Source organism: Vibrio sp. JZG10 (assembly GCF_054064075.1).
Window position 1 is genome coordinate 82,795 of record NZ_JBSUGE010000004.1, and the last position, 25,810, is coordinate 108,604.

Consider the following 25,810-nt stretch of genomic DNA (forward strand, 5'->3'; position numbering starts at 1 on the left):
CGTTTAACGTACGCTTTTTTTGATGGCTTCTAAGTAGGCGCGTTGCGCTTCTTCGCTAGAAAGCAGCAAGAAGTTCGGAGCCGACAAACCATAGAACTTATTGATGTCACTCGCGCCGGAGGCCTCTTTCGAGAGCAAACTGCCAGAGCTCAACAAGTACTTGGCGTACAAATCAGGCGCCTCTTGCAGTAACTCGCGTGCCAGTTTTGTTTCTAACCCTTCGCCTTCCAATCGGTTGAGTTGCTCTGCAATGCTTTTGGCCACGATGGCGTAAAGCGATGCTGAAGAGGCAATGCCCTTCGCTGCCATGGCTTCTACAATCGCTGCAATATCCAGTTGTAATGTGATGGTGGTAAACATCTGACCGAGCGCCAATTCATTGTCGACTTTGATGCGTTGGTCGAGCAGTTCATCGCAATCCACTGGAAGTAGTTTTGCGCCGTGTTTTTGGGCAGCATGCTCTGTTGCAAAGTGGAAGCGCTCTGGCCAAATTCGCGCCGCGTCGTTGTCTTTCATCGCGAGCGTCATTTTGCCCTGTTGATCAAATGCAACGATGGCGTTTTGTTGGTTGGACTCCAATGCGATGCCATAACGAAGCCACAAGGTGAGGTGCACTTGGCATAATAGGTCGACGTAATCTTGGAACCAAGCCAGCGTATCTTGTTGATAGTACTGCTCCGCCAAATGTTCTAAAAACAAGCGACCGTCAGGCATTGGGCTAGCCAGTGCTGCAACCGGAACTAACGCTTTATCTTCGCAATGAGTAAGTGGGTACTCACGTACGATGTACGCCAAGGTTTTATCCTCGCCGACGTGCCCACCGTGCTTTTCGTTGCAATGGAACAAGCGAGTGTTTAAGTCTGCGTCCGTTTGTTCAAGGTGGCTGAGTAGACGTTCAAACCAGTGGCCGTCATACAGTGTTGAAGGCTTGATTAAGCGAATGTTTTTCGTGCCTAGCGATCGCATGATCAGCGGAACTTTGATGTGAATGTGCGGCGCGTCGTTGACGACCACAGTACGAACGGAAAGCGTTGGCGTCACGTCTAGGCACGTAAACGGCGCTTCTATCATGCCTTCGGGTAAGGCTTCTAAAGAGCGAAGGGTTAGCGGATGCGCAGGGAACAGTACGTGGCTCAGTGCAAAATCAGCAGGAAGCCCCACTTGATCCATTGTTGGCCAGCAATCAGGTTGTTCGCTGGTTAATGTCACCAGTGATTTTTCAATCGCAATCCAATGCAGAGCAAAGCTTTGTGCGAACTCGGGCGCGTACTTAGCAAGGTCTTCATCGCTCAGACCAAACTTCGCACGCGCAGTTGGATAGTACGGATGGTCAAGGTAAGAAGCGATCTGGTCGGCTAGCAGCAGCTTTTTATGCCAGGAACCAAGCTCGGATATTGGTTGAGAAATGTGGTCTGCGTGATGATGAAACGCTTGGTCACACAGCGCTTTGTGTTTCTCTGCACATTCCAGTTCTTGAAGGTATCCCGCCAATAATTCGTGAGAGCTCTCATGCGCCAGTGTCGTTAGTAGTGCAATCCACTCTTTGTAATGTTGTTGATGCTCGAATTGGCCATTTTTCTCCACCCACCAACCTTGTGGTGTTTCGTCATTGGAGTGACCGTAGCGCCAGTGCTGCATGTAATACGTTGGCGCAACAGGTAAATACAACGTGAAATCAGAGTTGGCAAATATCAGCCAGACTTGCTCGTCTTGAGGAACAATTCCCCCTTTTGGCGCGTCGCTACTGAACTTGGCCTTCGACAAAATGCCAAACATGCCTTCGCGTAAGCAAGTGTCGATCAATCGTTGCGTTAGATACAAAGCGTTGTCATTCATGCTGCCACCTCACGAGTCGGAGCTAGATCGAAATTGCTAAGCGCGTTCTGCAGCGCTTGGTCGAGGTTTCGCCCTGATGGTGAGACAATCGAAATTCGGGCGAGATAATCCTTATTGGAATAACTCTGTTGGAAGTGTTCTCCAGCGGTTTTTAGTACCTGTTGCTGGGTGATGATATCGTCATCGTGTTGGATGAACGACGTCGAATCTCCATCAATCACACCACTGTGTTCCGCAACTACGTAGTGCACGTGCGCTGAACCATGAATTTGGTAATCGCCGTCCAATCTTCGGCCTAAATGCAGACCTAAAATCGTGCTAAACCAACCGAAGTGAGCGAGATTGTTGAGCAAGAATTCGCGACCATCTCCAATGCTGCGGTAGTTAATTTCCACTAGGACTGGGCCGTTTTCAGTGATAATAAATTCGCTGTGGCAAACACCAAAACCAACGCCAAACGCTTTCAGTTGAGCCACGCAAGCTTCTCGGTGAACAATGCCGTTTGGTCCGTTCCAGTCTGCGGCCGTTTCGATAAAGTAAGGCGGCTCTGAGAGCGACACATCAAAGCCGCCCACGGCGATAAGGCGCTCACCATCTCCTAAAGTTTCTAGCGTAACCAACGGCCCTTGAAGGAAATGCTCCACCAGAATGGCGGCGTTTGGGTGTTTTTGCCAAAACGCATCGCAGTATACGTCGAGCTCGCTTTGGGAGTCACAGCGCTGCACATCTAAACTTGCCACGCCTTCTTTGGGTTTTGCCACGACAGGAAAGGCCATGCCTAATGCCACATTCGAATGGCGGTGCAGCAAACAGCTTTGTATGTTGGGTAGGGCTTTTTCATTTAACACTTGTCGAGTTAAGTGTTTGTTTTTGGCCTTTAACGTGACAGACCAATCTTTGGATGGGAGGCCAAAAAATTGCGCGCAGATGGCGGTGGAAGTTTGTAAGTGATCACTATTGCTGAAAATAGCGTCTGGCTTTAATTCATGCTCCGTGATGGTTTCGATGAGTTCTAATGGGTTGAAGACATCACATTCTAGAATGGTATCCGGATTAAAGTGACTATCACGACTCGCCAACTCTAAATGGCTGAGCTTATGGTCGGTGATAAGAACTACGTGAAGGTCCATCGCTTTAGCTGCAGGCACGAAGCCGTGAGTGACTGCATCGTTAACGACATGACTTACGATAATCATCGTAGATTTCATGAGCTTTCCTAATTTTCTAACATTTTCTTCTAACGTTGATAAAGTCGCTCACGGTCGTCTTCCAATGTGCCTCTCGCGAGACGGAGGGCAGAAGTTTTAGTGTTTATTGTTATTATGTTTGGTTTTTTTTGTTGTTAGTTGTGTTTTTAGGGTAAATAAATATAGAGCATAAAATTAATATTGCAAATAGAAATAATATTTGTTCTTATTTCCATCCGTTGGCTTTATAACAACTAAACGGAATTATGGAATGAATAAATTATTGACCCTGACCCCCTTGGCGGTCGCGATTGGTTCTTCACTAGTAGCACCAAGCGCAGTGGCTTCAGAAGAGACGAACTCAACCTCATCAGCAACTGAAACGATTCAAGTCTTCGGGCATCAGTACGAAGGTTATGCTGAATACATGCCTCAATCAGGCACCAAAACCGATGTGGAATGGCTTGATGTGCCACAAGCGGTATCCGTAGTAACGAAAACAGAAATGCAAGACCGAGGCGCGGTGCGCTTAGTGGATGCGCTAGATGGGGTAGCCGGGGTCAATAACACCTTGGGCGAAGGCAGCCGCGATCAGTTTATGATCCGTGGTTTTGATTCACTCAACGATATGTACCGTGATGGCTTGCGAGATGACGGTACGTTGCAGTCTTACCGCAGCTTAGCGAACGTTGAACGCGTTGAAATTGTGAAAGGCCCTGCGGGCGCATTGTATGGCCGTGGCTCGGCTGGGGGCATCATCAACTTGGTGACGAAACGCGCTAACGGTGAGAATTTTACTCACGTAAACGGCAGTGTAGGCAGCAACAACCAGTATGTCGGTCAGGTCGACAGCTCAATGGCGTTTACAGATAAGGTCAACGGGCGTATTAACTTGGAATACCGTCAAGCCGACTCGTACGTTGATCATGTTGATTCAAACGACTTCTTCATTGCACCGACCATTCGTGTGTTACCAGCGGATGGTCACACCATTGATATTGACGTGGAATACGCCCATCAAGAACTAGTGCCATATCGTGGTGTGCCATCAAAAAATGGCAAGCCAGTTGATTTGCCAGTAAGCACTTACTTTGGCGGTACAAACGACTATCAGGAGTCAGACAGTCTCCGTATTGCGGTGGATTACGAATGGCGTCTGAATGATCAATGGGTATGGAACAACCGAGCGGCGTTCAACCATATCGAACTTGAGCAAAAAGGCACGCGTCAGGGCAAAGTGACGGGCAATGAAGTGTCTCAAACCGTGAATAACTTTGGCTACGACCCTCGTACTACGACCACTTTACAATCTGAGTTGGTTTGGGAAACCAGTGACAATCAATTGATGGTGGGTGCAGATTTCAACCAGATCGATATCGACCTAACGTTGGCAAGTGACAAAACGCTTCCTCCGCAAAATATCTACGACCCAGTCGTTGGCCCAACACCCGATCCGGGCTTCAAACCATTCCGTGACAATACCACCACAACCACGGGTGTGTACGTACAAGATGTGTACACGTGGGGCGACCTTTCTGTGATCGGTAATGTGCGTTACGACTCGATGGAACTCGAACAACAAAAAGCGGGTTCAGGTAAGGAAAAATTGGACGATGACAAAGTCAGCTACCGCGCTGGTTTGGTATACCGCATCAATTACGACACCTCCGTTTACGCCAGTTTAGCGCGCTCTTGGCAGTTGCCGTACGCAGGCATCTACATCAATCCAAAGTTGGCGGAATTCTTCCATACCGACTTAAAAGAAGTGGGGGCGAAAGCGTACCTGCTGGATAACGCATTAATGTTGAATGCGGCACTGTTCCAGATTGATCAAGAGCAGCCACAAACTAACGTAGACGGCGATGTGATCGATAAAATTGAAGTGCGTCACCAAGGCATTGAATTAGAGGCTCGCGGTCAAATCACCAAACAGTGGGACATCTCTGTGGGTTACAGCTATTTGGATGCGGAAGACAAAGCCACAGGCAAAAAGCCGAACGATGTATCAGACCACTTGTTCTCTCTTTGGAGCACTTACCAATTGGATGACAACTGGCGTTTAGGCGGTGGTGTGAAATACGTGGGCGACCGTTACGCAGGTAACGACGAAGCCGTCGCACTTGGCGATTACACAACGGTGGATTTGATGGCGGCGTACACCACTGGTCGTCACAAAATCCAAGCGAACGCTTACAACATTTTGGATGAGAAATACATTCTTGGCGCAACAAACGGCACGTCTGGCTTAAACCAGATTGGCTACGGCGCACCAGCCGAGTTCATGCTCAGCTATGGATATCAGTTCTAGGCTTGTTGTGCGTAGTTAGCGCCTGTTAGCCAACTTTTACCTCATATTGAGGATGTTTAGCCCCGAGAGCTTACGGGATGTATTCTGCCCGAGGCTCAATTTCTCGCAAAGGAGATCTTAATGTCTTACCAGAATTTGGATGGTAAAGTGCGTGTACGTGCTGGTTTGTCTACCACTTACAGTGTGCTTGCGATTGCAATCGCTTCTGCCACATCCATGAGCGCGGTTGCCGCTCCTGCTAAAAAAGAACAAACTACCGCGATGGAAACCGTCGTTGTCACTGGTAGCGTGATTGGTAAATCTGAAATTGAAGACGTCAAAGAGTACCCAGGTGCTCGTACCGTCATTACCCGCGATCAAATCGAGAAAACCGCCGCAGGCTCGATTGATAACGCGCTACAGCGCGTGCCGGGTATTAAAGTTCAGGATGAAAGCGGAACGGGCGTATTGCCTAACATTTCCGTACGTGGTTTGAAAGCAAGCCGTAGCGGTCATGCTCAGTTCTTGATGGATGGTGTACCGCTAACACTTGCGCCATATGGTCACACTGGTCAGTCTATCTTCCCAGCAACACTGTCGATGCTTGATCGTATTGACATTGTACGCGGTGGTGCCGCAGTACAGTACGGCCCAAACAACGTCGGTGGTGTGATCAACTTAGTGACCAAACCGATTCCACACACGTGGCAAACTGAAATCAGTAACCGCCTTACCGTGTTTGATGGCGGTGATGCGCCGTTGAATGATTTTTACCTACGCACGGGCGGCTGGTTAAGCGACACATTTGCACTGCAGTTGGAAGGTAACTTCCTAAAAGGTGAAAGCTTCCGTGAACATTCCGATACGGACGTGAAGAACTTTCAAGCTAAAGCACAGTGGCTATTGAGTGACACTCAAGAGATTCAAGCATTCCTGCAACGTTACGATGCTGAAACGCAAATGCCGGGCGCACTTTCGCCACAAGATTACGAGCAAGATCGTCACCAATCGAAACGTCCTTACGATGATTATGAAGGTAAGTCGACGCGCTGGAGTGTTAAGTACATCCACGATTTGCCATTTGCCGACAGTGCCGAGCTAGAAGTGCTAACGTTTGGCCATAAGTCAGAGCGTCTTTTCAAGTGGGGCTTTAACAGCGCGGGTGGCCATTGGGCGGATCCGGCTTTGCCAGCGACGGACGTTCGTACCTCTCCACGTGAATTTACCGTGTACGGCATAGAGCCAAAAATGGCGATGTACTTTGGCGAAGGTAAATCCGTTACTCAAAACTGGATCGTGGGTACCCGTTATGTTAACGAAGACATTGACTACAAACTCACTCAGACTCCAATCGCCGGTGGTGCAACCAGCGTTCCGCGTGATTGGCATTTAGATACGGACGCGTTTGCTGGATACGTTAGCAACGAAATTGGTTTGTTCAATGATACATTGAAGGTAACGCCTGGGTTGCGTGTTGAGTCGGTTCGAATGACGTTTACCGATCGTGGTAAAAAGCAAACGGCAGACAACACGGTGACCGAATGGTTGCCGGGTTTGACGGTGGCATATAACGTGACTGATCAATGGATAACGTATGCGAACGCGCAAAAATCACTTCGTGCGCCACAAATTGCCTACATCCGAGGCTTGGGTGAAGAAGGTAGCGAACTGGCTTGGAACTACGAAGTCGGCGCGCGTTACACCCAAGATGCGACCAGCTTTAACGCTGCACTTTATCGCATCGACTTTGAAGATCAATTGCAATGGCAAAGCTCAACGCAGACCTTCGATAACATCGGAAAAACACTTCACCAAGGCATAGAGCTTTCTGCTCGTTACGTGCCTGAAGCACTACCTGCACTGAGTTTAGGCGCAAGCTACAACTATCTAGACGCTACGCTTGAAGAAGAAGGCGCGAATAAAGGTAATCAACTGCCTTACACCTCTAAGCATCAGCTTGGTTGGGATGCAACCTACGCATTTTACGGCATGGACACCACGCTATCGGGCTTCTACTTCAGTGATTCGTATACCGATAACGCCAACACCAGTGCCGAAGATGCAACAGGCGCAACGGGTAAAGTACCATCTTACATGGTGTGGAATTTCAACTTGGGGACGGATTTATACAAAGACGACAAAGGCAAGTTACGCATGAATGTTGCGGTGAACAACTTGTTTGACGAGGAGTATTACTTCCGCGGGATTGATACAAGCCCTGTTGGTCGGTACCCAGCTCCGGGACGCTCTTATACACTGGATCTGAACTATCAGTTTTAAGCGTTTCGTTCACCGAGTTTGAAAAGAAAAGTCGCCAATTTACCTTGGCGACTTTGCCGATCTTAGGTAATGGAAAACTCTTAGCACTGGAAAAAAGCAAGATGAAAAATAAAAAACAATTTACGATCAAACACTTTTCAACCGTTTTGCTGATGCTGTTGAGCTCAGTTTTTATGTCATTTTCCGCAAGTGCTCAGGTGCGTAGCGTGCAAGATGAGCAAGGCACGTTTGAGCTAGAAGCGATACCTCAACGTATTGTGGTTTTAGAATTTTCGTTTGTCGATGCATTAGCGGCAGTCGATGTCTCACCTGTAGGCGTCGCCGATGACAACGATGCCACACGAGTCATTCCTGCTGTTCGTGCCAAGGTTGAGCCTTGGCAATCGGTCGGCATGCGCTCGCAACCGAGTTTAGAGGCGATTGCGGTGCTCAAGCCGGATTTGATCATTGCTGATGCAGAACGTCATCGCGCGATTTATCAAGATTTGCAGCGAATTGCGCCAACTTTGCTGTTAAAAAGCCGTGGTGAGACATATCAAGAAAATCTCGAATCCGCACACAAAATCGGCGTGGCAATTGGCAAACAAGCGAAAATGACACAACGAATTGAGCAGCACAAACAGACAATGGCGGAGTTCAAACAGCATTTTGCGACACAAGAAACCATTCAGTTTGGTGTGGTTTCTGACAAAGGGATGTGGCTGCATAGCCCGGTTTCTTACGCTGGGGGCGTTTTGAGTACGCTGGGCATCCAAAGCCCGCTGGCTCCATCTGAGCAAAAAGCGTATATCCCAACCAGTTTCGAACTTTTACTAAAAACCAACCCTGATTGGTTGTTAGTTGGACTTTACTCTCAACCAAATATTGTGGATGAGTGGCGCAAAAACCCATTGTTTTGGTTGCTAACTGCTGCGAAAAAACAGCAACTTGTTGAGGTTTCTCCTGAACTGTGGTCGTTAAATCGCGGCATGTTGGCTGCGGAAGAAATTGCCCGCAATCTTGAAGCGTTATTGGAGCGCTCATGAGTGCGGCGATAAGCTCGGAAAGCGCGTCTTCGGTTAGCAAATCGCATTGGAAAGCGAGCTTGTTTGTCTGTGCTATGGCGTTGTGTACGCTCTCAGGCTATGCAGCCTCAATGATTGGCTGGTCCAACTTTTCTTTGAGCGTTAATGATCTGACAAGCTATTGGTTTGCGTTTGATGAGGGCAATATGCTGCATCAAATCCTCGCGACGCTGCGTGCGCCTCGTGCCTATGCTGGGTTATTAATTGGCGCTTCGCTTGCGGTATCCGGAGTGCTGATGCAAGGATTAACTCGTAACCCTTTGGCGTCGCCATCCATTCTCGGCATTAATGCCGGTGCGGCGTGTTTTATGGCCTTGGCGTCCATCGGCGTACCATTCTTTAGTCAATTGAACCCAATCATCAACGCAGTACTCGGCGCGCTACTAAGTGGTGGTGCGGTCATGTTGTTGGGCGGTTTTTTCTCCGCGCGTTCTCACTCATTGCGTTTAGTGCTAGCGGGCATTGCCATCAGTGCGCTATTGATAGGGTTAACTCGTGCGTCGGTAATTTTGGCAGATGACATGGCTTACAGCGTGTTGCATTGGTTAACGGGTTCACTCTCTGCGGTAGATTCTCAGCAGTGGCAGCAACTGTGGCCTTTTGCGACTTTAGGTTTGGTGCTCGCTATGGGATTAGCGCGGAACTTAAATTTACTCGCGCTAGGGGACGAAGTTGCTGTCGGGTTGGGTGGTAACATTCGTCTTACGCGATTAATCAGTGGTTTAGCGGTTGTGCTGTTGGCAGGTACTAGCGTAGCTATTGCAGGGCCAATTGGCTTTGTCGGGTTGTTAGTGCCGCACTTGGTACGCCCGATTGTTGGTCACAACTATCACATTCTCATTCCGGTTTCCGCCTTGTGTGGCGCGGCATTGGTGACGTGGTCAGATGCTTTATCACGAGCGATTGCCTTTCCGGCCGAAACGCCGGTGGGCGTGATTACCGCACTGTTGGGCACACCTTGCTTTATCGTGATTGCAATGAGGAAATCATCATGATGAATCAAACCAAACTGTTTGCATTACTTGGATTGTTGCTGATTGCGTCTTCTCTCACGTTGTTTGTTGGCGCGGCGAATTTATCGGCTCAACAGGTTTTTGCATTGCTGTTTTCTTTCTCTGATTCGGACTTTGTGATTCACCAATATCGACTGCCGAGAATGTTGCTCGCCATTGGCGTGGGCGCTGGGTTGGGGCTGTCAGGCGTTTTAGTGCAAGGCGTCATCCGTAATCCACTTGCCTCACCAGATTTAATGGGGATAAGCGCCGGAGCAGGACTGGCGGCTACCGCTTGGTTGGTGCTGTATCCGAATGCGCCAGTGGCAATGTTGCCGATGGTCGCCATGGCGGGAGGCTTGCTTGCTGCTGGCTTTATTGCTGTGCTGGCTTACTGGTCGAAACCAACACCAGCACGTTTGGCGCTGATTGGTGTTGCTGTCAGCGCATTTTTAGCCAGCGGTATCGATTTTCTTCTGATTGTGCACCCTATCGAAATCAACACGGCGATGGTATGGCTAACCGGCAGTTTGTGGGGACGAAACTGGCAACAAGTGCCGTTTATTTGGAGTGCTTTATTGCTGCTACTACCATTGGCGTTTTGGCTGGCATGGCGGTTAGATGTGATGGGACTGGGAGAAGAAAGCGCCACTACACTTGGCACGAAACCAAGACAGATCCAAACTCTTGCGTTGATTGCTGCCGTGCTATTGGCGAGCATCAGTGTGTCTGTGGCAGGCACGATCAGCTTTGTTGGCCTGCTTGCGCCGCATCTTGCGCGTTTGCTGTTTGGCCACAATCACAAGTTATTGATTCCTGCTTCTGCAACCCTTGGCGCGCTGTTGGTGATTTGCGCCGATGGTCTAGCGAGAGGCTTACAGCCACCAATTGAGCTGCCAGCGGGTGTGCTGACTTCTGTTATTGGCGCACCATATTTCATTTTTCTTTTGTATCGTTATCGAGGTTGGTAAGCATGTTACGAACGCAGAATTTATCCGTCGCGTACGGCAAACAGACCATCATTCCGGATCTCTCTTTGTCGATTCCTCAAGGTAAAATTACCGCGCTTGTTGGCCCAAATGGTTGCGGTAAGTCGACACTATTAAAAACCTTGGTACGCATCAATAAACCAGCTTCTGGCGAAGTGTTGTATGACGATAAACCGCTAAGCAACTACGGCGATAAACGCTTGGCGCGTTCGTTGTCTTTACTGCCGCAGATTCTTGTCAGCCCTGAAGGTATTACAGTCAGAAAACTGGTCGAATATGGCCGCTCGCCTTATCTCTCTCACTGGGGGCGGTTAAGTCAGCAAGATAAAGCGTTGGTCGAGCAAGCAATGCAAGATACTGGAGTGATTGAGTTTGCTGACAAGCCAGTTGAATCGTTGTCTGGCGGTCAAAGGCAAAGGGCGTGGATTGCGATGGTAATGGCGCAAGATACCGACGTAGTGATGCTTGATGAGCCCACCACTTACTTGGATCTCTCTCACCAAGTTGAGCTGATGAAACTCATGAGGCAGATGAACGACAAAGGCAAAACAGTGGTGGTAGTGCTGCACGATCTAAACCAAGCTTGCCGTTACTGTGATCATTTGGTGGTGTTGGAAAAAGGTCAGTTAGTCACTCAGGGAACGCCGCAAGAGGTACTAACAGAGGGCATGTTGGCATCGGTGTTTGATTTACAAGCGAGAGTATTTAACGACCCAATCTCAGGTACGCCGATGTGTGTGGCGGTGTAGGTTTACGTCTTTCGAAAGCTATCTGCAATAAAAACGTCGAGCCATAAAAATAAACCCCGCTAGTTATACATTTGCTAGCGGGGTTTGTTGTTTTTAAGTGCGTTCCTAACGTGGCGTTTAAGCCAGTTTAAACGTCGCTACTTTCGAGTTGAGATCCTCAGCTTGTGATTTCAGCTCAGCAGATTGATTCATCGATTCTTCGGCACCAACCACCAAGTGATCAGTCACATCTTTAATTGACGTAACGTTTTGTGTGATTTCATTGGTTACGTGCGTTTGCTCTTCGGCTGCGGTCGCGATTTGCGTTGCCATATCGCTGATCAACGCAACGGCCGCGTTGATTTCATCCAGAGCCAGTGCTGCGCGATCGGCATCTTCCACTGATCCTTGGGCAAGTTGAGAGCTTGTATCCATGATGGTCACAGCGCGTTGTGTGGTCTGTTGCAAAGTCTCGATCGTCGAGCGAATCTCTTCGGTTGAGGTGTGTGTGCGTTGTGATAGCACGCGAACCTCGTCTGCAACAACGGCAAAACCGCGACCTTGTTCACCTGCACGCGCCGCTTCAATCGCCGCATTGAGAGCAAGTAGGTTGGTTTGCTCTGCGATGTCTCGAATCGTTGATAGTACTGTAGAGATGTCTTGCGCGTGCTGGTTGAGCTCGCCGATGACAACGCTCGCTTGGTTGACTTCAGAAGACAAATTGTTGATGGACGATTTGGAGTTGATCACCAGTTCATGACCATTTTGTGTGCTCGCTGAAGAGTCTTGTGCGGCTTTGGCCGTCTGCTCTGCATGCGCTGCAATCTCTTGCGTTGCCGATGCCATTTCGGTCACAGCGGTCGCCACCATAGTAATTTCTTGTTGCTGATGGTTCAGATCAGAAACCGACTGATTCGCGCGAGTCGTGCTCAGCTCCGATTGTTGGCTCAGTTCTTCCGCTTGGTGACGAATGTGACCAATAAGTTGCTGCAAACTTTCAACGAACTGGTTGAAGTTTTCAGCCAGTTCACCAACTTCGTCACGGTTTTCTACTTTGATGCGTTGAGTTAGGTCGCCGCTACCGTTGGCGATTTGTGCAAGCGCATTCGAAACGTTGTAGAGCGGACGGAACAAGATGTTACATAGCAGATTAAACAAAGCTACACAGATAACGACGACGATGGTGGTTGCGATGATTTGATCCCAAACAGCATCGTAAAGTGGGGCAACCAACGAGTTTTGATCTAACACTGTGACCGTTGTGAGTTTGGTGCCCTCAATATGGCGCGCGTAAACCACATATTCGGTGTTGTTAATCGAGACACGACGCTCTGTGCCGGAACGTGCGGCAGAGGTAATATCGCTGTTGTTTAGGCCCAGCTTGCTAACAGGTTGATTCAGCAGCTTACCGTCGTTATGGGTGAAAATATTGCCCTGTTCATTGGCAATAAACATGTAGCCTTCACCCGGTAGGATCACTTGGTTGAGGCTGTTCAGAATATCACCGATCTCGACGTCAGCACCCAGAACGACGGTTTGACCATGTAGTTGCAGGGCTTTACCAAGCGACACGACGTTGGCCCCCGTGGCCGCTGCGACGGTTGGGTTATCCATAAAGACTTTCGATGGATTGGCAATGGCGTTGGTGTACCAACCCCATTTGCGAGGGTCGTTATTACCTGGTGGCAAAACCACCCCATTAGCGTTGTCTTGTGAGCCGTCTGGGTAAGCGAGAAAGACGTTATCAAACGCGCCAGAGTCTCGGACTTGTTTCAAGTGCGTAACCAGAGAACGCTTCTCTGAATCGGAAGAGAGTGACGTCAGTGCTCGCTCTTTTGAGAGTAACCAGTCCTTTACGTATTGATTGTAAGATGCGCTGGTGCTTTCTAGTCGTTGCGCGACTTCGACATCCAGCCTGTTTAATGAATCTCGAAAAGACAGCCCTTCTACCAGCACTCCCCCGAGAATGATGGCAGCACTGGCAGAGATTGCCAGTTTGTTTTTTAATGATAGATTTTTGAACATAAAGCGAATAATAGATCTTTGAATAATAGTTGTTGTGTTTTTATTCTCATCAGGACTCACCGAGCCGTTGAATATGCAGCAGAAAGTCAGATTCGAATCTGTTCAATAATTATATTTTATTGCTCAAAATAAATACTGACTCCATGTCGCGATTTTGAGTTTTACATCAAATAAGAAAAAGGCTTTTAAGCTGTGTTATTTATCTATTTGTAAAGTAAGGATTTGTCTATTTTTGTAAATGATAATTTATTTCATTAAAAGGTGATTTACATCACGTTTGAGTAGTAAATAATCCATTAAAAATGTGAAGGTCATCGAACGAGGATTATATTAATCGGCTTAATCATTGTTATGGGCAATAGTTATGCGCAGTATATTGTTAGTCCCCGCGTTATTACTGTCAGGGTGTGCTCTGACACAACAATCGACGCCGATTCAGCCTGACGCCAACTGGCATATCGACCAGTTATCGAACGGTATGAAATACCATCTTTACCCAACAAAAGACCAAGAAGTATCGGTCCGTTTGGTTCTGAATGTCGGCTCATTCCAAGAAGAAACCAATCAAAAAGGTTACGCTCACTTTGTTGAGCACATGGCGTTTAATGGCAGCACGCATTTTACCGGCAACGACGTTGTTAAACTTTTCGAGCAATCTGGTGGTAGCTTTGGTGCCGATATCAACGCCTTTACCACTTATCAGCAAACTTCTTACCAACTTGATCTTGCCAATAATACAAAGCTGGAAGATGCCCTGAAGTGGATGAGAGATATCGGAAACGGACTTAAGTTTGCTCCTGAACAAGTAGAGAAAGAAAAAGGGGTGATCCTTGGTGAATGGCGACGTGCTAACCCGGATGATAAGTCCTTTTCTATGCATGCTTATCAAGCGTCGATTGAAGGCACTATGTATGGTGAACACGACCCAATTGGTACTCGCGAAGCGATTCAAAATGCCTCATCAAGCAAGCTAAAAGCGTTTTACGACAAGTGGTACCAACCACAACATGCCGAGTTGATTGTGACCGGTAATATCGACGTGGATTCACTGTCCAATATTATCAAAAACAAATTCTCGAACTGGGAAAGCACCTCGGATACCGTAATAGAGAAGCGCCGCGATATTCGAGTGAATAACCAAAACCGAATCTTGCCAAGTAACACGATGGAATCACCAAGCCTTCATTTAGTGATTGAGCGTGGTCTAAGTGGCAGCACTACGATTGAACAACAGCATCAAGTGTGGCGTGATGAAGTCGCAACACAGCTAATTCAACAACGTCTGATTCGTGTACTTAATGATGCCGCTGAACCTTTTCAGTATGCTTATGCCCAGCCTTACTACTCCAACTACCAGCGCATGATGTCGGCAGGTATTTCGTTTTCGCCTGAGCGTCGTGAACAAATGCATCAAACTTTCATCAGCACGTTGGCGTCACTGAGAGATTATGGTGCGACTCAATCTGAGTTAGAGAGCATCATGTCAAATTGGCAAGGTGAACTTGCAAATATTGATTCAGATTGGAGTCAGCGTAAGCCAAACAGCTACGCAGAAGCGCGTGTTTTCCAAATTGACCAAGGCAGTGTGAGTCAATCAAAAGAGAGTTACGCCCAGAGTTTGTCTGAATTCATCAACAACGAGAACCTAGAGAGCATTAACACGCAATTGAATGCCTTGTTGTCTGAGCAACCAATCTTTGTGATTGGGTTAGGGAAAAGTGAAACGTCAGCTCAGTTCAATGATGTATTTACCGATCTATACAGTGCCTACCTCCAAACGGGCGAAAAACCGTTAGAGATGTATGACAAAGTGGATGGATTCTTACAGCCTACTCAAGAAGGTACCATCACCAGCATGCGTCAGGAAGCGGGTGGCTTTCAAGTTTATACGCTATCAAACGGTGTCGAAGTGTGGTTCCAAAAAGATGCCAAAGCGGGTGGTCGAGCTTATATTTACTATGCGAGCCAAGGCGGTAAAGCCGCCGTTGATCCAGCGTTATATGCTGCGTATGAAATCGCCGCAACGACGGCGATACGCAGTGGGTTAGGGGCATTTTCTGGTTCAGAGTTAGACAGTTACTTACGCAAAAATAACATTGCGCTTAGCGCGATTCTTGATGCGACCAGTCACGGTTCACAAATTACCGCGCCAACAACGCATTTAACTTACGCGTTGAATGGACTATACAACCTAGCGACGGAGATTAAAGTCGACGAGCGCCAGATGGCGGCAGCAAAGCAAGAGTTTAAACAGCAGAGTGGCGCTTTTTTTGAATCGCCGATGGGAAAACTGATTCAGAAAGCAAACGGTAATTCTTATTTGCCGGGTAGTCGTCATCGTATAGTGTCCAGTGACGATGTTGAACAAGTGACTTCCGAGCAAATACTGGCGGTGCATGAGCAACTTTTCAAAACCAATGATGGTTTTAAGATGGTCATTGTGGCAAATGTCGAGCCGGAAGAAATTACGCCACTCTTGCGTAAGTATGTGGCCTCCATCGAGATGAAACCGGGTCGTTCGATTGATTACCATGTTGCGTTCAACACCGACGTGCCGGCGCGAACAGTCGTTGCGGATGGGCATGAACCTTCATCGTTGTATGTAATGCGTTTGACTAACACGAACGATTACCAACGTACGGCAAGGGATACGGTTATCGAAGATATTTTGCAACGTATCAGTAATGCGCGTGTCTTGGATATTGTGCGAGAAGAGTCTAGTCTCGATTACAGCCCAAATATTTACACTGTGACGCAAGATCGCGAACCAATCTCTGATTGGCTCTTGGAATCTCAAGTTGAGCCCGAAGACGTGGCAGTTTTAGATAGCAAGTTAGGCAAAATGTTTGATGACTTAGCTTCGAACATCACGCAAAAAGAAGTGGATACGGCAGCGAAGCAATTGGCGGTAGCGATGCAAGGATTAGATGATAACCCTGCTCAGCGCGCATGGTCGTATACACGCTACTTGGTGCATGATTACGGCGTCGATGTGTTACTTGACGTTGAAAAAGCGGCTAAGAGTGTGACATTAGAAGAAGTGAAAGCGCATGCGAGAGCGGCTTTTGGTCCACAAGCAAAGCGCTCGGTGATGATTTTAAACCCGGCCGAATAATCACTGTAGCTTCTGACGAAGCTCTTGTCTCTAGTAATAAAAAAGACGGCGTGAAAGCCGTCTTTTTTATGCACTTTAACCAAAGAGTTTACGCTGATTTACGCGCAGGTCGCTTTTCATTGTTGGTATTGTTTTCTTTCGTGCTGGCGTTTTCTTGAGCCTTTCCTTTCAGTGTCACCACTTCTTTTTCAGGTAATTCGGCCGCCTCACCAAAGAATTTACCACCAGGTTCGATGCTGAGGTTATTACTCCAGATCCTCCCACTTACACGTCCCTTGGCAAGTACTTGAATGTGTTCTGCGTGACAGTTACCATCCATCATGCCATTGATGATCAGTTGTTTAGCGTAGATCTCACCGTTTACTCGGCCGCTTTCTGCAACGACGAGAGTGCCTTCTACATTAATTTGACCATCGACGATGCCATCAATCTGGACATCGTTTTCTACTTTGAGTTCTCCGCTAACAGCACAGCCTTTGGCGATGAGAGTTGAAGCTGCTGAGCTACTCGTTGTTCCACGGTTTTGATTAAAGATTCCCATCGTATTCTTCGCTCCTTAGTAAAAATGTCTTCGAAATCATTGAGGCTCCAATCGACAAATGGCTTCGGATTCAGTGCTCGCCCAACAAAACGCACCTCGTAGTGAAGGTGAGGGCCAGAAGAGAGCCCACTGTTGCCGGAAATTGCAATCAGTTGCCCTTTTTTGACGAACTGACCGCTTTTTACTTTGAACTTTTTCAAGTGCGAATAAGAACTCGAAAAACCGAAAGAATGTTGCAGCCTGAGGAAGTTACCAGAGCCTTTATTGCTGCGGCGGGTGACTTCCACAACCCCATCTGCTGGGGCATAAACCTTAGTACCGGTATTCACGGCAAAATCGAGCCCGCGATGCATCTTAGCGACTTTTGTCACCGGATGAATGCGCTTACCGAAGCGAGAAGAGAGCCGCGCTTTACCGACCGGAGACCCGCTTGGTATTTGGTTTAACAACACCATGCGAACGTTCGACGTAATCGCCGCCGCATCAAGTCGGGCATCCAAATTATCCGTGGTAGTATGTTCTCCAACTCCAAGGACTTTCTCTAACTCTCCCAAACGCTCCGAAACAAGTTGTACTCGCTCTTCTCGCTCTGAGAGATCACTTTCCAGCTCGGATTTTAATGCTTTCAGTGTGCTGAGCTCTTCACCCATAGTGCGCGAATGTTCTGTCAATTCAGCTTGTTTTAACGCGGCATTATCAACGCGAGTGTACAAGTGATGAATTAAGATCGCGGTTGCGGCCAGAGCAATGACAAAAAAGCATAAAAACGTCTTTAGATTGCGTTGCATCCTTTTACTGAAGTACCAATGTCTGGAGCCATTGATGGTTGATATAGAGATCGTCAACTGGTCTTTCATCGTCTTCTACTGCTCGTATCTGGTATACGTCTCGTCACTGAGTTAATGGGAATGTAAGGAAAACGAACGGGGACCGCTAGAGGCAAATTGGAAAGAAGTGTCAGGCCGTGAGGCGTTTTCAGATATTAGATAAAAGACTCAATAAAGATTTAATATCCTAGTGCTTTTGGTCGTAGTTACTCCAAATCGCTTTATTGAACTGAAGATTTTGATTTATAAGGTGGTTATCCGAGAAATTAGATTGTGAATATTGCCAATAGCATCCTCACGCAATTCAACTTACTTCACGGTTTACCTTATAAATGTTGGATAATTTATCAAACCGACATTCATTATATCGATAACTTGTTTATGATAGCGGTCGATATAAAAGTGCTATTCAAAGGCTTTAAACCTAAGCGTGATATTTCGCTTAGGAACACATAACTATGACAACGGAGTTGGTCGTGAAAAAACTACTATTGGCTACAGCAGTGGTCGCAGCTGCAGGGGGCGCTGGCTACCTGTACCAAAATAATACTACCTCGAGTGATTCAGGCTCACTACTTTCGCAAGTTCCTGCGGATTCGCTTATGGTGACGTATCAGACGGAACCTTTTAATCATTATAAATACATGAATGCATTTGGCACGGCTAACCAAGGCTCGATTGCTGAACTTTTTGCCGATGAACCACTTTCTCCACAGCAACAGTTTGCCGTTAACTTGTTTGATGGATATCTGGAGAGCGCTGCATCGCCAGAAACGTTAAAAGCCTACTTAGGTACCGGAGAAAACATTAATCCTGTGTTGTACACAATCGGTATGGTACCAGTGTACAAATTGAAGATTGAAGACCCTGCCGCGTTATGGAAAACATTGGATCACGAAGAGCAGATGAGCGGTGCTAAGCACGAGCTGGTTAAACTCGGTGAAGTTGAGTTTCGTCGTTACGAGATGACAGATTCGGTTGACCCGCAAGATGGCATTGGCTTGGTTGTTGCCGTGGTTGACAACGTACTTACGTTAACGGTTGATATTCCGCAACTGGGTGTTCAAAACCCGCTTAAAATGGCATTGGGACTTGAGTCACCAAGTCAAAACATTGCGGAGAGTGGACGCCTAGCGGCGTTGCAGGCTAAATACGGCGAAAACAATAACTCTTTCGGTTACTTTGACCACCGTGAATTGGTTAAAGGTTTGACGACGAAAGATGGCAATATCTTTGCGCGTCAAGTCAGCATGCTGGATGCCATTGATCCTGAGCCGACTATTCAGGAGATGCGCTCACCAGCTTGTCATACAGAACTTACTCAAGTTGCAGAAAACTGGCCTCAATCCGTCGCATTTGCGGAATACAAGTTGAAAGGCGAGCAGGCATTCATTAAAGGTGCTTTTGTTGTTGAATCGAAAAATAAAGTGATTCTAGATGCGCTTAAGTCGATTCGTGGCGTTTTGGCAGAATCGAACAATGATAAGAGCTTCTTTAGCATGGCGCTTGGTTTAGACATTAATACGCTAGCGCCATCGATTGGTCAGATTTGGAGCGACTTGACTCAGCCTCAGTACCAATGTTCTTTATTGACACAAATGCAGCAAGAGATGGGTGGCCAAAACCCAGCCGCAGCTGTGAGCATGGGCTCCGGCATGGTTAACGGCCTGAAAGGATTAAGCCTGCAAATGTTTGATATCCACGTTGACACTAATGCTCAGCACGGTGAAGTATTTAGCCAGCTAGATGGTATGTTATCTCTATCTGCCAATGATCCAATGATGCTGATTCAAACCGCGCAAATGTTTGTCCCTGAACTTGCTCAATTACAAATTCAGCCGGATAACCAGCCTGTTAATGTCAGTGACCTGCTAGAAATGCATACAGGCTTGAAGATGGATGTGTTTGCTCGCTTAAACGAAAACCATTTTACGCTCTACAGTGGTGAGAATGCCGAAGACGCGAGCAAAGAAGTGATGGCACAACCACTTTCTCCAAATGGCTTGTTCAGTTTTGACTTCGATTCAGAACGCATTTTGGAAGTGTTGGAAAGTGCGTCAGCCGTGACTGGTGAGCCGTTACCTGATGATGTTATGAAAAGCTTACAAGGTGAGCTTGTTGGTGGTATGACGATGGATGTAACAGATCAAGGTATTGGTTTTGAGTTTGATTACCGTGGTGCGACCAAACCCGTGACGGTTGCACAGCAGTAAAACATCGAGTAGAAAAAGGCGGCACTGTGCCGCCTTTATTTCATCGTCGAACTCAGGTTTGTTTACCATCGAGTCGGACATTCATCAAGACTATGACTGCAACCAAACAGGGTTACTCCAGGCCGTGCTGCCGTCTTTATCTTCGACTTCTAAACTTATCCATCCCTCTGCATCGCTAGGTATAGGTAGCGACAGCTCTATGCGTTGAGTATCAACTTTCGGGTTAATCGTCAGGGTATTCAGCACTTTGCCGCCTTTACCGATCAATCGAATTTCTTTTAGACCATCGGCTGCAACGACGTGGATATCCCACGTATCGCCAGCTGTTGCTGTTTCACCAAACATAATGTTTTGCGGATAAAGAATAGGGCCTTGTGTTGCGTAGCCATGGCCGGCTTTAAGTGCTTGCGCAAACTTCGACGGCGTTAGCTCTCCATCGACTCTTGCCATCATTCGAATCTGCCCCGTGAGTTGGTTCCACGCATCGTGGGTGTCGGTTCCCGCTGTAAAGTACATTGCTTCACCCAGGTCCCAGAGTTTATGCGCTTTCTTCAACGTTGGTTCATTGTCTACGCGCGTATTAAGCTCCATAAGGTCGAAGCGATCCGTTTTACCACCAGGGACTGCATTTTTAGCGATATTCGTAAAGTAGCCATAATCGTTGTATGGATGGTTCATCGGTACGACTTCAGCCCCCATCTCATGTACGGCGTTAAGTAACGTGTGAACGTCAGCAGTGCCAGGATCGACCTTTAGCTCGGCGCCATTATCGATAGGAAATGGATTCATATGTCCCCATGATGGCGAAACTTCGATCGACGGAATAAAAGGCACGCCACGTTTCGCAGATAGTTCTGCAAACTTCTGGTGGTTAATGGTTGAGTCATGATCGCTAATGAAAGTCAGATCAAGATCCGTTGCCAATTGAGCGCGCACAACAATTTCTGGCGGAGTAACGCCTTCCAACACGTTGCCATGATGGTGTAAATCTGCGCCATACCAATGCTGACGGTTAGGAAACGTCACTTGAGGCACTTCTACTCGTTGCTTCGTCGTTTTACCTGACGTTAGGGTTACGTCTAATGTTTGGGTTTTAGCTGTAAAGCCTCCACCAGAGTTGATACCTAATTTGTATTGACCGGGTGCCAGTTTTAGCTCGGCATGACCTGCAGGCAGCAGATCGGTAAAGAAGGTGCGTTTACCCAAAAATTCAACCGGTGGCGCTTGACCTTCAAGGATGGTGATTCTCGCATCTTTGGCCAGACCTGATGTTGCCTCTTCAACTTGAAGTGAGAGAGTTGCTGGGCGTTTTAGAGACGTAAAATCGAGTGTTTGCTCGCTATTTCTCGCCACTTGAATCGATTGCAGCTCGCTGTTTGCGTGACCAGTCGCTGTGCCGTAGATTTGGTACTCACCCTCAGGCAGCGCCATGCTGTACTGGCCATCTTTGGCCAATGTCCAGGCATAGGGTTGTCCTTCTTTTTCGATCATCACGATAGCATCTTCAGGAACACGACCATTATCTGCGCGTAATTGGCCGTTGATGGTGCCTGTCGCTTGTCCTAGTCGGTCAGCTTCTGCCTTGACAATGGGGGCCATGTCTCCATTTGGAACCACTTGTAATCGGGATTGGAAAGTGCGGCTTTCACCTGCTTTCAAGGTATGCCCTAGGTACATATCACGACCATTGTATTTGACGCGATCAAAATAAGGAGCATGAAGTGCAAAGGCCCAGTCTCGATCATAAGCGACCATGCGATCGGCGAGGGCATTGTCGGCCATGGATTCTTCTTTCCCTTCCAATCCCGGCACGGCAAATTGGTAGCCAGTGTCTGGCCAAATGGTGTGCCCTGATTCTAACGCGAGATCTTTTTTACCTTGGTTGGTCATGACCGTTTTAAGCGCAATTGAGTCAGATCCAGAAGCGAGTGTATACCATGTTGTGATATCAACGTTATCGAAGTTGCGGCTCACTTTAATGACCGCTTTATTGTCGCTGTCTTCGATAATTTCAATGGATTTGCGATCATTCGGCCATGCGGACCAGCTGTTAGGAATGAAGTCAGCAAAGGCAACCCGGTCAAGGTCTACTTTGCCATTCTTTACTGCTGCCAAATCGACCAATGTTCCTCGCGGTACGCCCCATGGTGGTGCGGATTCAACAGCGAGAGCGAAGGCGACATGTTCGTTTTGAACGGTAATGTCTTGAGCGTGTGTAGCTTCGCCATCGGGGATCGTGGTCTTTCCTTGTGTGATACTCACTCCCGCATTCGCTGAAGTTCCAAGCAAAAGGCCAGAGATTAAAGTTGCCACTGCACTTTTTGAAAAATTATGCATGAAGACACTTCCTTTTTTTCATGATTTATTATGTGAGTTGTCGATGGCATTGTGCGTTAACTTGATTAGACGTTCAATTAAAAAAGCGAAAGAAATGAAGAGGTCAACTCGTTTCTATTATTGTTTTACAATTGATTTCTGAATCTTAAGTTTTGATTTTAAAGGTCTTTTGTTGTTTGATTCGTTTTTGTATAGAGTAATAAAAATATTTAGAACACTAATTATCTTGGGAGAGGTGTGAACGATTTTTGGCAGCATTGAGCAAACAAAATGATAACAATTACACTGTATATGTGAGAAAAAAGGTCAAGATAGTTCTGAGAATGCATATAATATTTTGAGTTCAATTTGACTTTTTATTCTTTTTGTTTGGGTTTTTATCTTATCTCTGGCTAAAGACCTCTAATAAAGATTGGAGCAAACATAGAGACAATATGTTTTTTGAGTGAACTATATACGGTGGCAATATGTCGAAGACATATCAATTGATTGCTTGAGGTTTAGATGGGGTTTATTCGTAAATATAAACTGAGCGTAGTTTTATTTTTGAGCGGTGTGACATGTTTAATTGCGTACCACGCTCAGGGCTCTTACGTAGATGAAAATGGCTTATTAGTAGAGTCATTTGGGTTTATCCCTTTGTTTTGGCTCTTTTTAGGGTTAGCCTTCGCCTCTTTTGTGGGCACTTTTTTCAAACACCGTAATCGTAATTAAAGAGCAAACGTGAAGTTTACTCCTTTATCTGAGGATGGGAGTATTGCTGATATTTTGGTAACTCTTTTCTTAGGTTACTAAATGTTGCTCGTGCACTTTGTTTTGATAGTTTGTTGATTAGCCAGTTTGGCAAAAGGCCTCCGGGGTCAGCAAACGCTTTGTAGTCAATGAGTGTCGTGCCATTAGTGAGCTTTTGTAATTCCCAAGTTGCATCAACCGAACGAATGCGAACATAGCCCTTTTGTTCAGCAAGATATGAGTCTGGTGCGCTTTTGATTTTTATCGTGAACCCAAGTTCATCGACCCAATATTTAGAGTAGGTGAGCATATCACGATTTTTTGCAGGCCATGGCGCCGTAAATCGGGTATAAACGATGTTTTCGGTGGCTGATATTTGATTTAAAACCCGGCTATGACTGGCATTGTCAATCCAGTTCGGGATATTGTCACTATCTTCTAATAGCGTTAAAAATGCGCCATAGCTGGTGGGTGTGAACATCCGAGCACGAATCTCAACTAAACCGCCGGTATGCTCTCGAGAGTAGATAGTGATTCCGTTATCGTCACTATCAAATTGCCAGTACTCGTTGGCTTTCGCGGCGGTGCCAGCGGATATAAAAGTGGCGAGTAGTAGCGCGCCAATTCGTAAATGCAACATCATGTTAGTACCCGCCAACTTATCCTTAGTTAAAGCTTATACGATGTGTTCTTAATTATAAGGACAATAGTCAGTCTTTTCGTTACTGTTCTGAAGGTTGATCTGCTCCAAAACCTCGTTGAATATTGGTTAGCGTTATGGCTGCAAACACCACAATAACGATTGATAGATGCCAGGCTTGGCTTAAACCAAGCTGTACCAATGTTAAGCTGACCAATGAGGATACGATCATTTGTCCACCTCCAGACATGGCTGCTGCAGCACCAGCCTGCTTTTTGTAGGGTTGCATTACCATGGCTTGCGCGCAAGGTAGGGCAATGCCGTTACCTAAGATCATTAATAGTTGCCCCAACATTAAATACAGCGGTTCTACCGGGCAGAAGAACAACCATATTGCAGCACTGAGATGCAAGAATGGACTACAAAGTAGCATTCTTTTGTTGCCGATAATTGGCCTTACTCGGTTACAAATCGTGGTACCGCCTAACATACCTAAAGCGGGAATGAGTGCCCACATTGCGTATTGATCGGATGTCATGCCAATTTGGTCTTGCATGATAAATGGCATCACGGACACGGTCGTTATCATCAGGCTGAAGTTTAACCAACTGATGCTGGCAAAACTCATAAAGTAACGTGACGTCACCAAGTCTCGATACTGGAAAAGCATGTTGCGTGGTGACGGAATAACAGATCGTTTTGCAATGGTTTCTGTAAACTTAAAGGCGATGATTACCCAAGCGAGTGAGACATAACCTAACAGTGAAATGAACACCATACTCCAACCAAAGTGGAAGTTGATAAAGCCGCCAATCACAGGCGCAATGAGTGGCGTGATCGAAGCTGCCATAGCGATATAAGACATGGCGACAGGGAGCTCATCACCGCTAAATCTATCTCGAGTCGATGCTCTCGCAAGTACCGCGCAGCACCCAGTTCCTAAGCCTTGTAGAAAACGCCCCATCACCATGCCTGTGAAGGTGTCACTGAGGAAAATGATCATTAATAGACCAGACATCGCGATGAGCAAGCCCGTCAGCAGCACTTTTTTTCGACCCAAAGCATCCGATACCGGACCGTAAATGAACTGAGAGGGACCAAAACCGAGTAAGTAAATACTCACGAGCAGTTGGGCTTGATCAAGGGAGATAGAAAAGTCTTTTGCGATCCATGGCAAAGAGGGCATAACAAGCCCCATGCTCAATTGGCCAACACTGATAATAAGACAGGCGAGTAAGATAGTGCGAAAGTTGATTGGGCGACTCATGATGGATCACCATCAGAATAACCTCTTTGCTTTCGTGTTCTGAGGCAGCCTTCATCATCCACTTCATTTAACTTAGATTTGACGCGTTTTACGGTAGATAGGCTGACATCACACTGCTCCGAAACACTCTTCAACGTATAGCCTTCTAACAGCAACGTTGCGATCTGTTGGTGTTTAGTTTTGTCTGCTGGGCGTCCGCGAAATTTCTGTTTCCACAAATCTGGTTGATCTTTAATGGCTTGCCGTCCTTGCTCTGCGGCAAACAGGCGATGTTCAGTCTGCACTTTTCCATATCCAGATAACACGGTGAGTAGCGTTTGAGTTTGAACAGAATCCGGTTCAAATGTGAGTGGTTCACAAACGGTTTTCAGTGTGACCCCTTTTGCTAGTAACACTTTGATTGTATTTAACGCCTGACTAAAATCTCGACCAAATGCCGTTAGCCACCAGAGCACAATCGTATCACCTGCTCTGACGGAATCGAGCAGTTGTAAGAATGCCTCTCTCTCGGTTGGAGGCATGCAACCACGAACCTTATCCTCAAAATGCTGAGCTTCGGGCGCAAAAGCTTTTAGAGTATTAAGGTGCTCTTGATAAGCTCGATTCTTTGGCGAGTAACGTGTGTAAAGATAAGTAGCCATATGGACTATACGCCTTTTAAGTTTGGTTCATATGCTGTAATGGCTCATAAATATACAGAGGTTCATTAATGCTTACAACACTAAATGGACCATTGAGGTTGAGCAAAAG

General features: G+C 46.9%; 18 protein-coding genes. 9 read left to right on the forward strand and 9 right to left on the reverse strand.

Annotation, left to right across the window (positions count from 1 at the left end; all coding sequences use genetic code 11):
• Window positions 1-3: 3 nt before the first annotated feature.
• Together ACWYVB_RS07365 and ACWYVB_RS07370 are read right to left on the reverse strand one after the other, a co-directional pair.
• On the reverse strand, window positions 4-1,836 hold the full coding sequence (locus ACWYVB_RS07365; protein ID WP_457528551.1) for an IucA/IucC family protein: 1,833 nt from the start codon (window positions 1,834-1,836) through the stop codon (window positions 4-6).
• Window positions 1,833-3,044 (reverse strand): ATP-grasp domain-containing protein, encoded by a 1,212-nt coding sequence (locus ACWYVB_RS07370; protein ID WP_301660146.1) that lies wholly within the window; start codon window positions 3,042-3,044, stop codon window positions 1,833-1,835. The genes ACWYVB_RS07365 and ACWYVB_RS07370 overlap by 4 nt, the downstream gene beginning before the upstream one ends.
• Window positions 3,045-3,294: 250 nt before the next feature.
• Between ACWYVB_RS07370 and ACWYVB_RS07375 the strand changes: the two genes are divergently transcribed.
• The 6 genes from ACWYVB_RS07375 (at window position 3,295) to fecE (ending at window position 11,384) form a co-directional block, all read left to right on the forward strand.
• Complete coding sequence (locus ACWYVB_RS07375; RefSeq protein WP_301660145.1) at window positions 3,295-5,331, forward strand: TonB-dependent receptor; 2,037 nt, start codon at window positions 3,295-3,297, stop codon at window positions 5,329-5,331.
• 120 nt (window positions 5,332-5,451) lie between these two features.
• A complete protein-coding gene (gene pvuA, locus ACWYVB_RS07380) occupies window positions 5,452-7,590 on the forward strand; it encodes a TonB-dependent siderophore vibrioferrin receptor PvuA (RefSeq protein WP_457528554.1) in 2,139 nt (712 codons plus the stop codon).
• Between the two features lie 101 nt (window positions 7,591-7,691).
• Entirely contained in the window at window positions 7,692-8,615 is a 924-nt protein-coding gene (locus tag ACWYVB_RS07385) for a Fe(3+) dicitrate ABC transporter substrate-binding protein FecB (protein ID WP_457528556.1), read from the forward strand.
• Between the two features lie 74 nt (window positions 8,616-8,689).
• Window positions 8,690-9,649 carry a FecCD family ABC transporter permease gene (locus ACWYVB_RS07390; RefSeq protein ID WP_457528691.1) on the forward strand — a complete coding sequence of 320 codons (960 nt, stop codon included), beginning with the start codon at window positions 8,690-8,692 and terminating at the stop codon, window positions 9,647-9,649.
• On the forward strand, window positions 9,646-10,617 hold the full coding sequence (locus ACWYVB_RS07395; RefSeq protein WP_457528558.1) for a FecCD family ABC transporter permease: 972 nt from the start codon (window positions 9,646-9,648) through the stop codon (window positions 10,615-10,617). Before ACWYVB_RS07390 ends, ACWYVB_RS07395 begins: the two co-directional genes overlap by 4 nt.
• A 2-nt stretch (window positions 10,618-10,619) precedes the next feature.
• Window positions 10,620-11,384 (forward strand): Fe(3+) dicitrate ABC transporter ATP-binding protein FecE, encoded by a 765-nt coding sequence (fecE, locus tag ACWYVB_RS07400; RefSeq protein WP_005477430.1) that lies wholly within the window; start codon window positions 10,620-10,622, stop codon window positions 11,382-11,384.
• A gap of 117 nt (window positions 11,385-11,501) precedes the next feature.
• Here the strand turns inward: fecE and ACWYVB_RS07405 are convergent, their stop codons facing one another.
• Complete coding sequence (locus ACWYVB_RS07405) at window positions 11,502-13,388, reverse strand: methyl-accepting chemotaxis protein (protein WP_053808230.1); 1,887 nt, start codon at window positions 13,386-13,388, stop codon at window positions 11,502-11,504.
• 364 nt (window positions 13,389-13,752) lie between these two features.
• Here ACWYVB_RS07405 and ACWYVB_RS07410 point away from each other — a divergent pair, with 364 nt between their 5' ends.
• On the forward strand, window positions 13,753-16,503 hold the full coding sequence (locus ACWYVB_RS07410; protein ID WP_457528560.1) for a M16 family metallopeptidase: 2,751 nt from the start codon (window positions 13,753-13,755) through the stop codon (window positions 16,501-16,503).
• Between the two features lie 88 nt (window positions 16,504-16,591).
• Here the strand turns inward: ACWYVB_RS07410 and ACWYVB_RS07415 are convergent, their stop codons facing one another.
• Together ACWYVB_RS07415 and ACWYVB_RS07420 are read right to left on the reverse strand one after the other, a co-directional pair.
• Window positions 16,592-17,044: a bactofilin family protein gene (locus tag ACWYVB_RS07415; protein WP_080619267.1), complete on the reverse strand. Its 453-nt coding sequence runs from the start codon at window positions 17,042-17,044 to the stop codon at window positions 16,592-16,594.
• On the reverse strand, window positions 16,948-17,901 hold the full coding sequence (locus ACWYVB_RS07420) for a M23 family metallopeptidase (RefSeq protein ID WP_005395595.1): 954 nt from the start codon (window positions 17,899-17,901) through the stop codon (window positions 16,948-16,950). The genes ACWYVB_RS07415 and ACWYVB_RS07420 overlap by 97 nt, the downstream gene beginning before the upstream one ends.
• Window positions 17,902-18,329: 428 nt before the next feature.
• On the opposite strand from ACWYVB_RS07420, the gene ACWYVB_RS07425 reads away from it, so the two are divergent.
• A complete protein-coding gene (locus ACWYVB_RS07425; RefSeq protein ID WP_457528562.1) occupies window positions 18,330-20,084 on the forward strand; it encodes a hypothetical protein in 1,755 nt (584 codons plus the stop codon).
• 90 nt (window positions 20,085-20,174) lie between these two features.
• Here the strand turns inward: ACWYVB_RS07425 and ACWYVB_RS07430 are convergent, their stop codons facing one another.
• A complete protein-coding gene (locus ACWYVB_RS07430) occupies window positions 20,175-22,421 on the reverse strand; it encodes a CehA/McbA family metallohydrolase (RefSeq protein WP_048625451.1) in 2,247 nt (748 codons plus the stop codon).
• Between the two features lie 504 nt (window positions 22,422-22,925).
• On the opposite strand from ACWYVB_RS07430, the gene ACWYVB_RS07435 reads away from it, so the two are divergent.
• Window positions 22,926-23,135, forward strand: a complete 210-nt coding sequence (locus ACWYVB_RS07435; RefSeq protein ID WP_005395601.1) for a DUF3955 domain-containing protein — start codon at window positions 22,926-22,928, stop codon at window positions 23,133-23,135.
• A gap of 16 nt (window positions 23,136-23,151) precedes the next feature.
• On the opposite strand, the gene ACWYVB_RS07440 is transcribed toward ACWYVB_RS07435, so the two are convergent.
• The 3 genes from ACWYVB_RS07440 to ACWYVB_RS07450 form a co-directional block, all read right to left on the reverse strand.
• A complete protein-coding gene (locus ACWYVB_RS07440; protein WP_193387711.1) occupies window positions 23,152-23,796 on the reverse strand; it encodes an START domain-containing protein in 645 nt (214 codons plus the stop codon).
• Between the two features lie 79 nt (window positions 23,797-23,875).
• The gene (locus ACWYVB_RS07445; RefSeq protein WP_048625450.1) at window positions 23,876-25,060 is read right to left on the reverse strand and encodes a multidrug effflux MFS transporter; all 1,185 of its coding nucleotides are present in this window, start codon (window positions 25,058-25,060) and stop codon (window positions 23,876-23,878) included.
• Window positions 25,057-25,701, reverse strand: coding sequence for a recombinase family protein (locus tag ACWYVB_RS07450; RefSeq protein WP_124008131.1), 645 nt, complete (start codon window positions 25,699-25,701; stop codon window positions 25,057-25,059). The genes ACWYVB_RS07445 and ACWYVB_RS07450 overlap by 4 nt, the downstream gene beginning before the upstream one ends.
• Between the last annotated feature and the right edge of the window lie 109 nt (window positions 25,702-25,810).

Bases quoted from the DNA above. Each gene is read 5' to 3' on its own strand.
- ACWYVB_RS07405 (WP_053808230.1), bottom strand. From the start codon at position 13,388: ATGTTCAAAAATCTATCATTAAAAAACAAACTGGCAATCTCTGCCAGT.
- ACWYVB_RS07365 (WP_457528551.1), bottom strand. From the start codon at position 1,836: ATGAATGACAACGCTTTGTATCTAACGCAACGATTGATCGACACTTGC.
- ACWYVB_RS07425 (WP_457528562.1), top strand. From the start codon at position 18,330: ATGACAACGGAGTTGGTCGTGAAAAAACTACTATTGGCTACAGCAGTG.
- pvuA (WP_457528554.1), top strand. From the start codon at position 5,452: ATGTCTTACCAGAATTTGGATGGTAAAGTGCGTGTACGTGCTGGTTTG.
- ACWYVB_RS07370 (WP_301660146.1), bottom strand. From the start codon at position 3,044: ATGAAATCTACGATGATTATCGTAAGTCATGTCGTTAACGATGCAGTC.
- ACWYVB_RS07430 (WP_048625451.1), bottom strand. From the start codon at position 22,421: ATGCATAATTTTTCAAAAAGTGCAGTGGCAACTTTAATCTCTGGCCTT.
- fecE (WP_005477430.1), top strand. From the start codon at position 10,620: ATGTTACGAACGCAGAATTTATCCGTCGCGTACGGCAAACAGACCATC.
- ACWYVB_RS07420 (WP_005395595.1), bottom strand. From the start codon at position 17,901: ATGAAAGACCAGTTGACGATCTCTATATCAACCATCAATGGCTCCAGA.
- ACWYVB_RS07385 (WP_457528556.1), top strand. From the start codon at position 7,692: ATGAAAAATAAAAAACAATTTACGATCAAACACTTTTCAACCGTTTTG.
- ACWYVB_RS07415 (WP_080619267.1), bottom strand. From the start codon at position 17,044: ATGGGAATCTTTAATCAAAACCGTGGAACAACGAGTAGCTCAGCAGCT.
- ACWYVB_RS07395 (WP_457528558.1), top strand. From the start codon at position 9,646: ATGATGAATCAAACCAAACTGTTTGCATTACTTGGATTGTTGCTGATT.
- ACWYVB_RS07375 (WP_301660145.1), top strand. From the start codon at position 3,295: ATGAATAAATTATTGACCCTGACCCCCTTGGCGGTCGCGATTGGTTCT.
- ACWYVB_RS07445 (WP_048625450.1), bottom strand. From the start codon at position 25,060: ATGAGTCGCCCAATCAACTTTCGCACTATCTTACTCGCCTGTCTTATT.
- ACWYVB_RS07410 (WP_457528560.1), top strand. From the start codon at position 13,753: ATGCGCAGTATATTGTTAGTCCCCGCGTTATTACTGTCAGGGTGTGCT.
- ACWYVB_RS07450 (WP_124008131.1), bottom strand. From the start codon at position 25,701: ATGGCTACTTATCTTTACACACGTTACTCGCCAAAGAATCGAGCTTAT.
- ACWYVB_RS07390 (WP_457528691.1), top strand. From the start codon at position 8,690: ATGGCGTTGTGTACGCTCTCAGGCTATGCAGCCTCAATGATTGGCTGG.
- ACWYVB_RS07435 (WP_005395601.1), top strand. From the start codon at position 22,926: ATGGGGTTTATTCGTAAATATAAACTGAGCGTAGTTTTATTTTTGAGC.
- ACWYVB_RS07440 (WP_193387711.1), bottom strand. From the start codon at position 23,796: ATGATGTTGCATTTACGAATTGGCGCGCTACTACTCGCCACTTTTATA.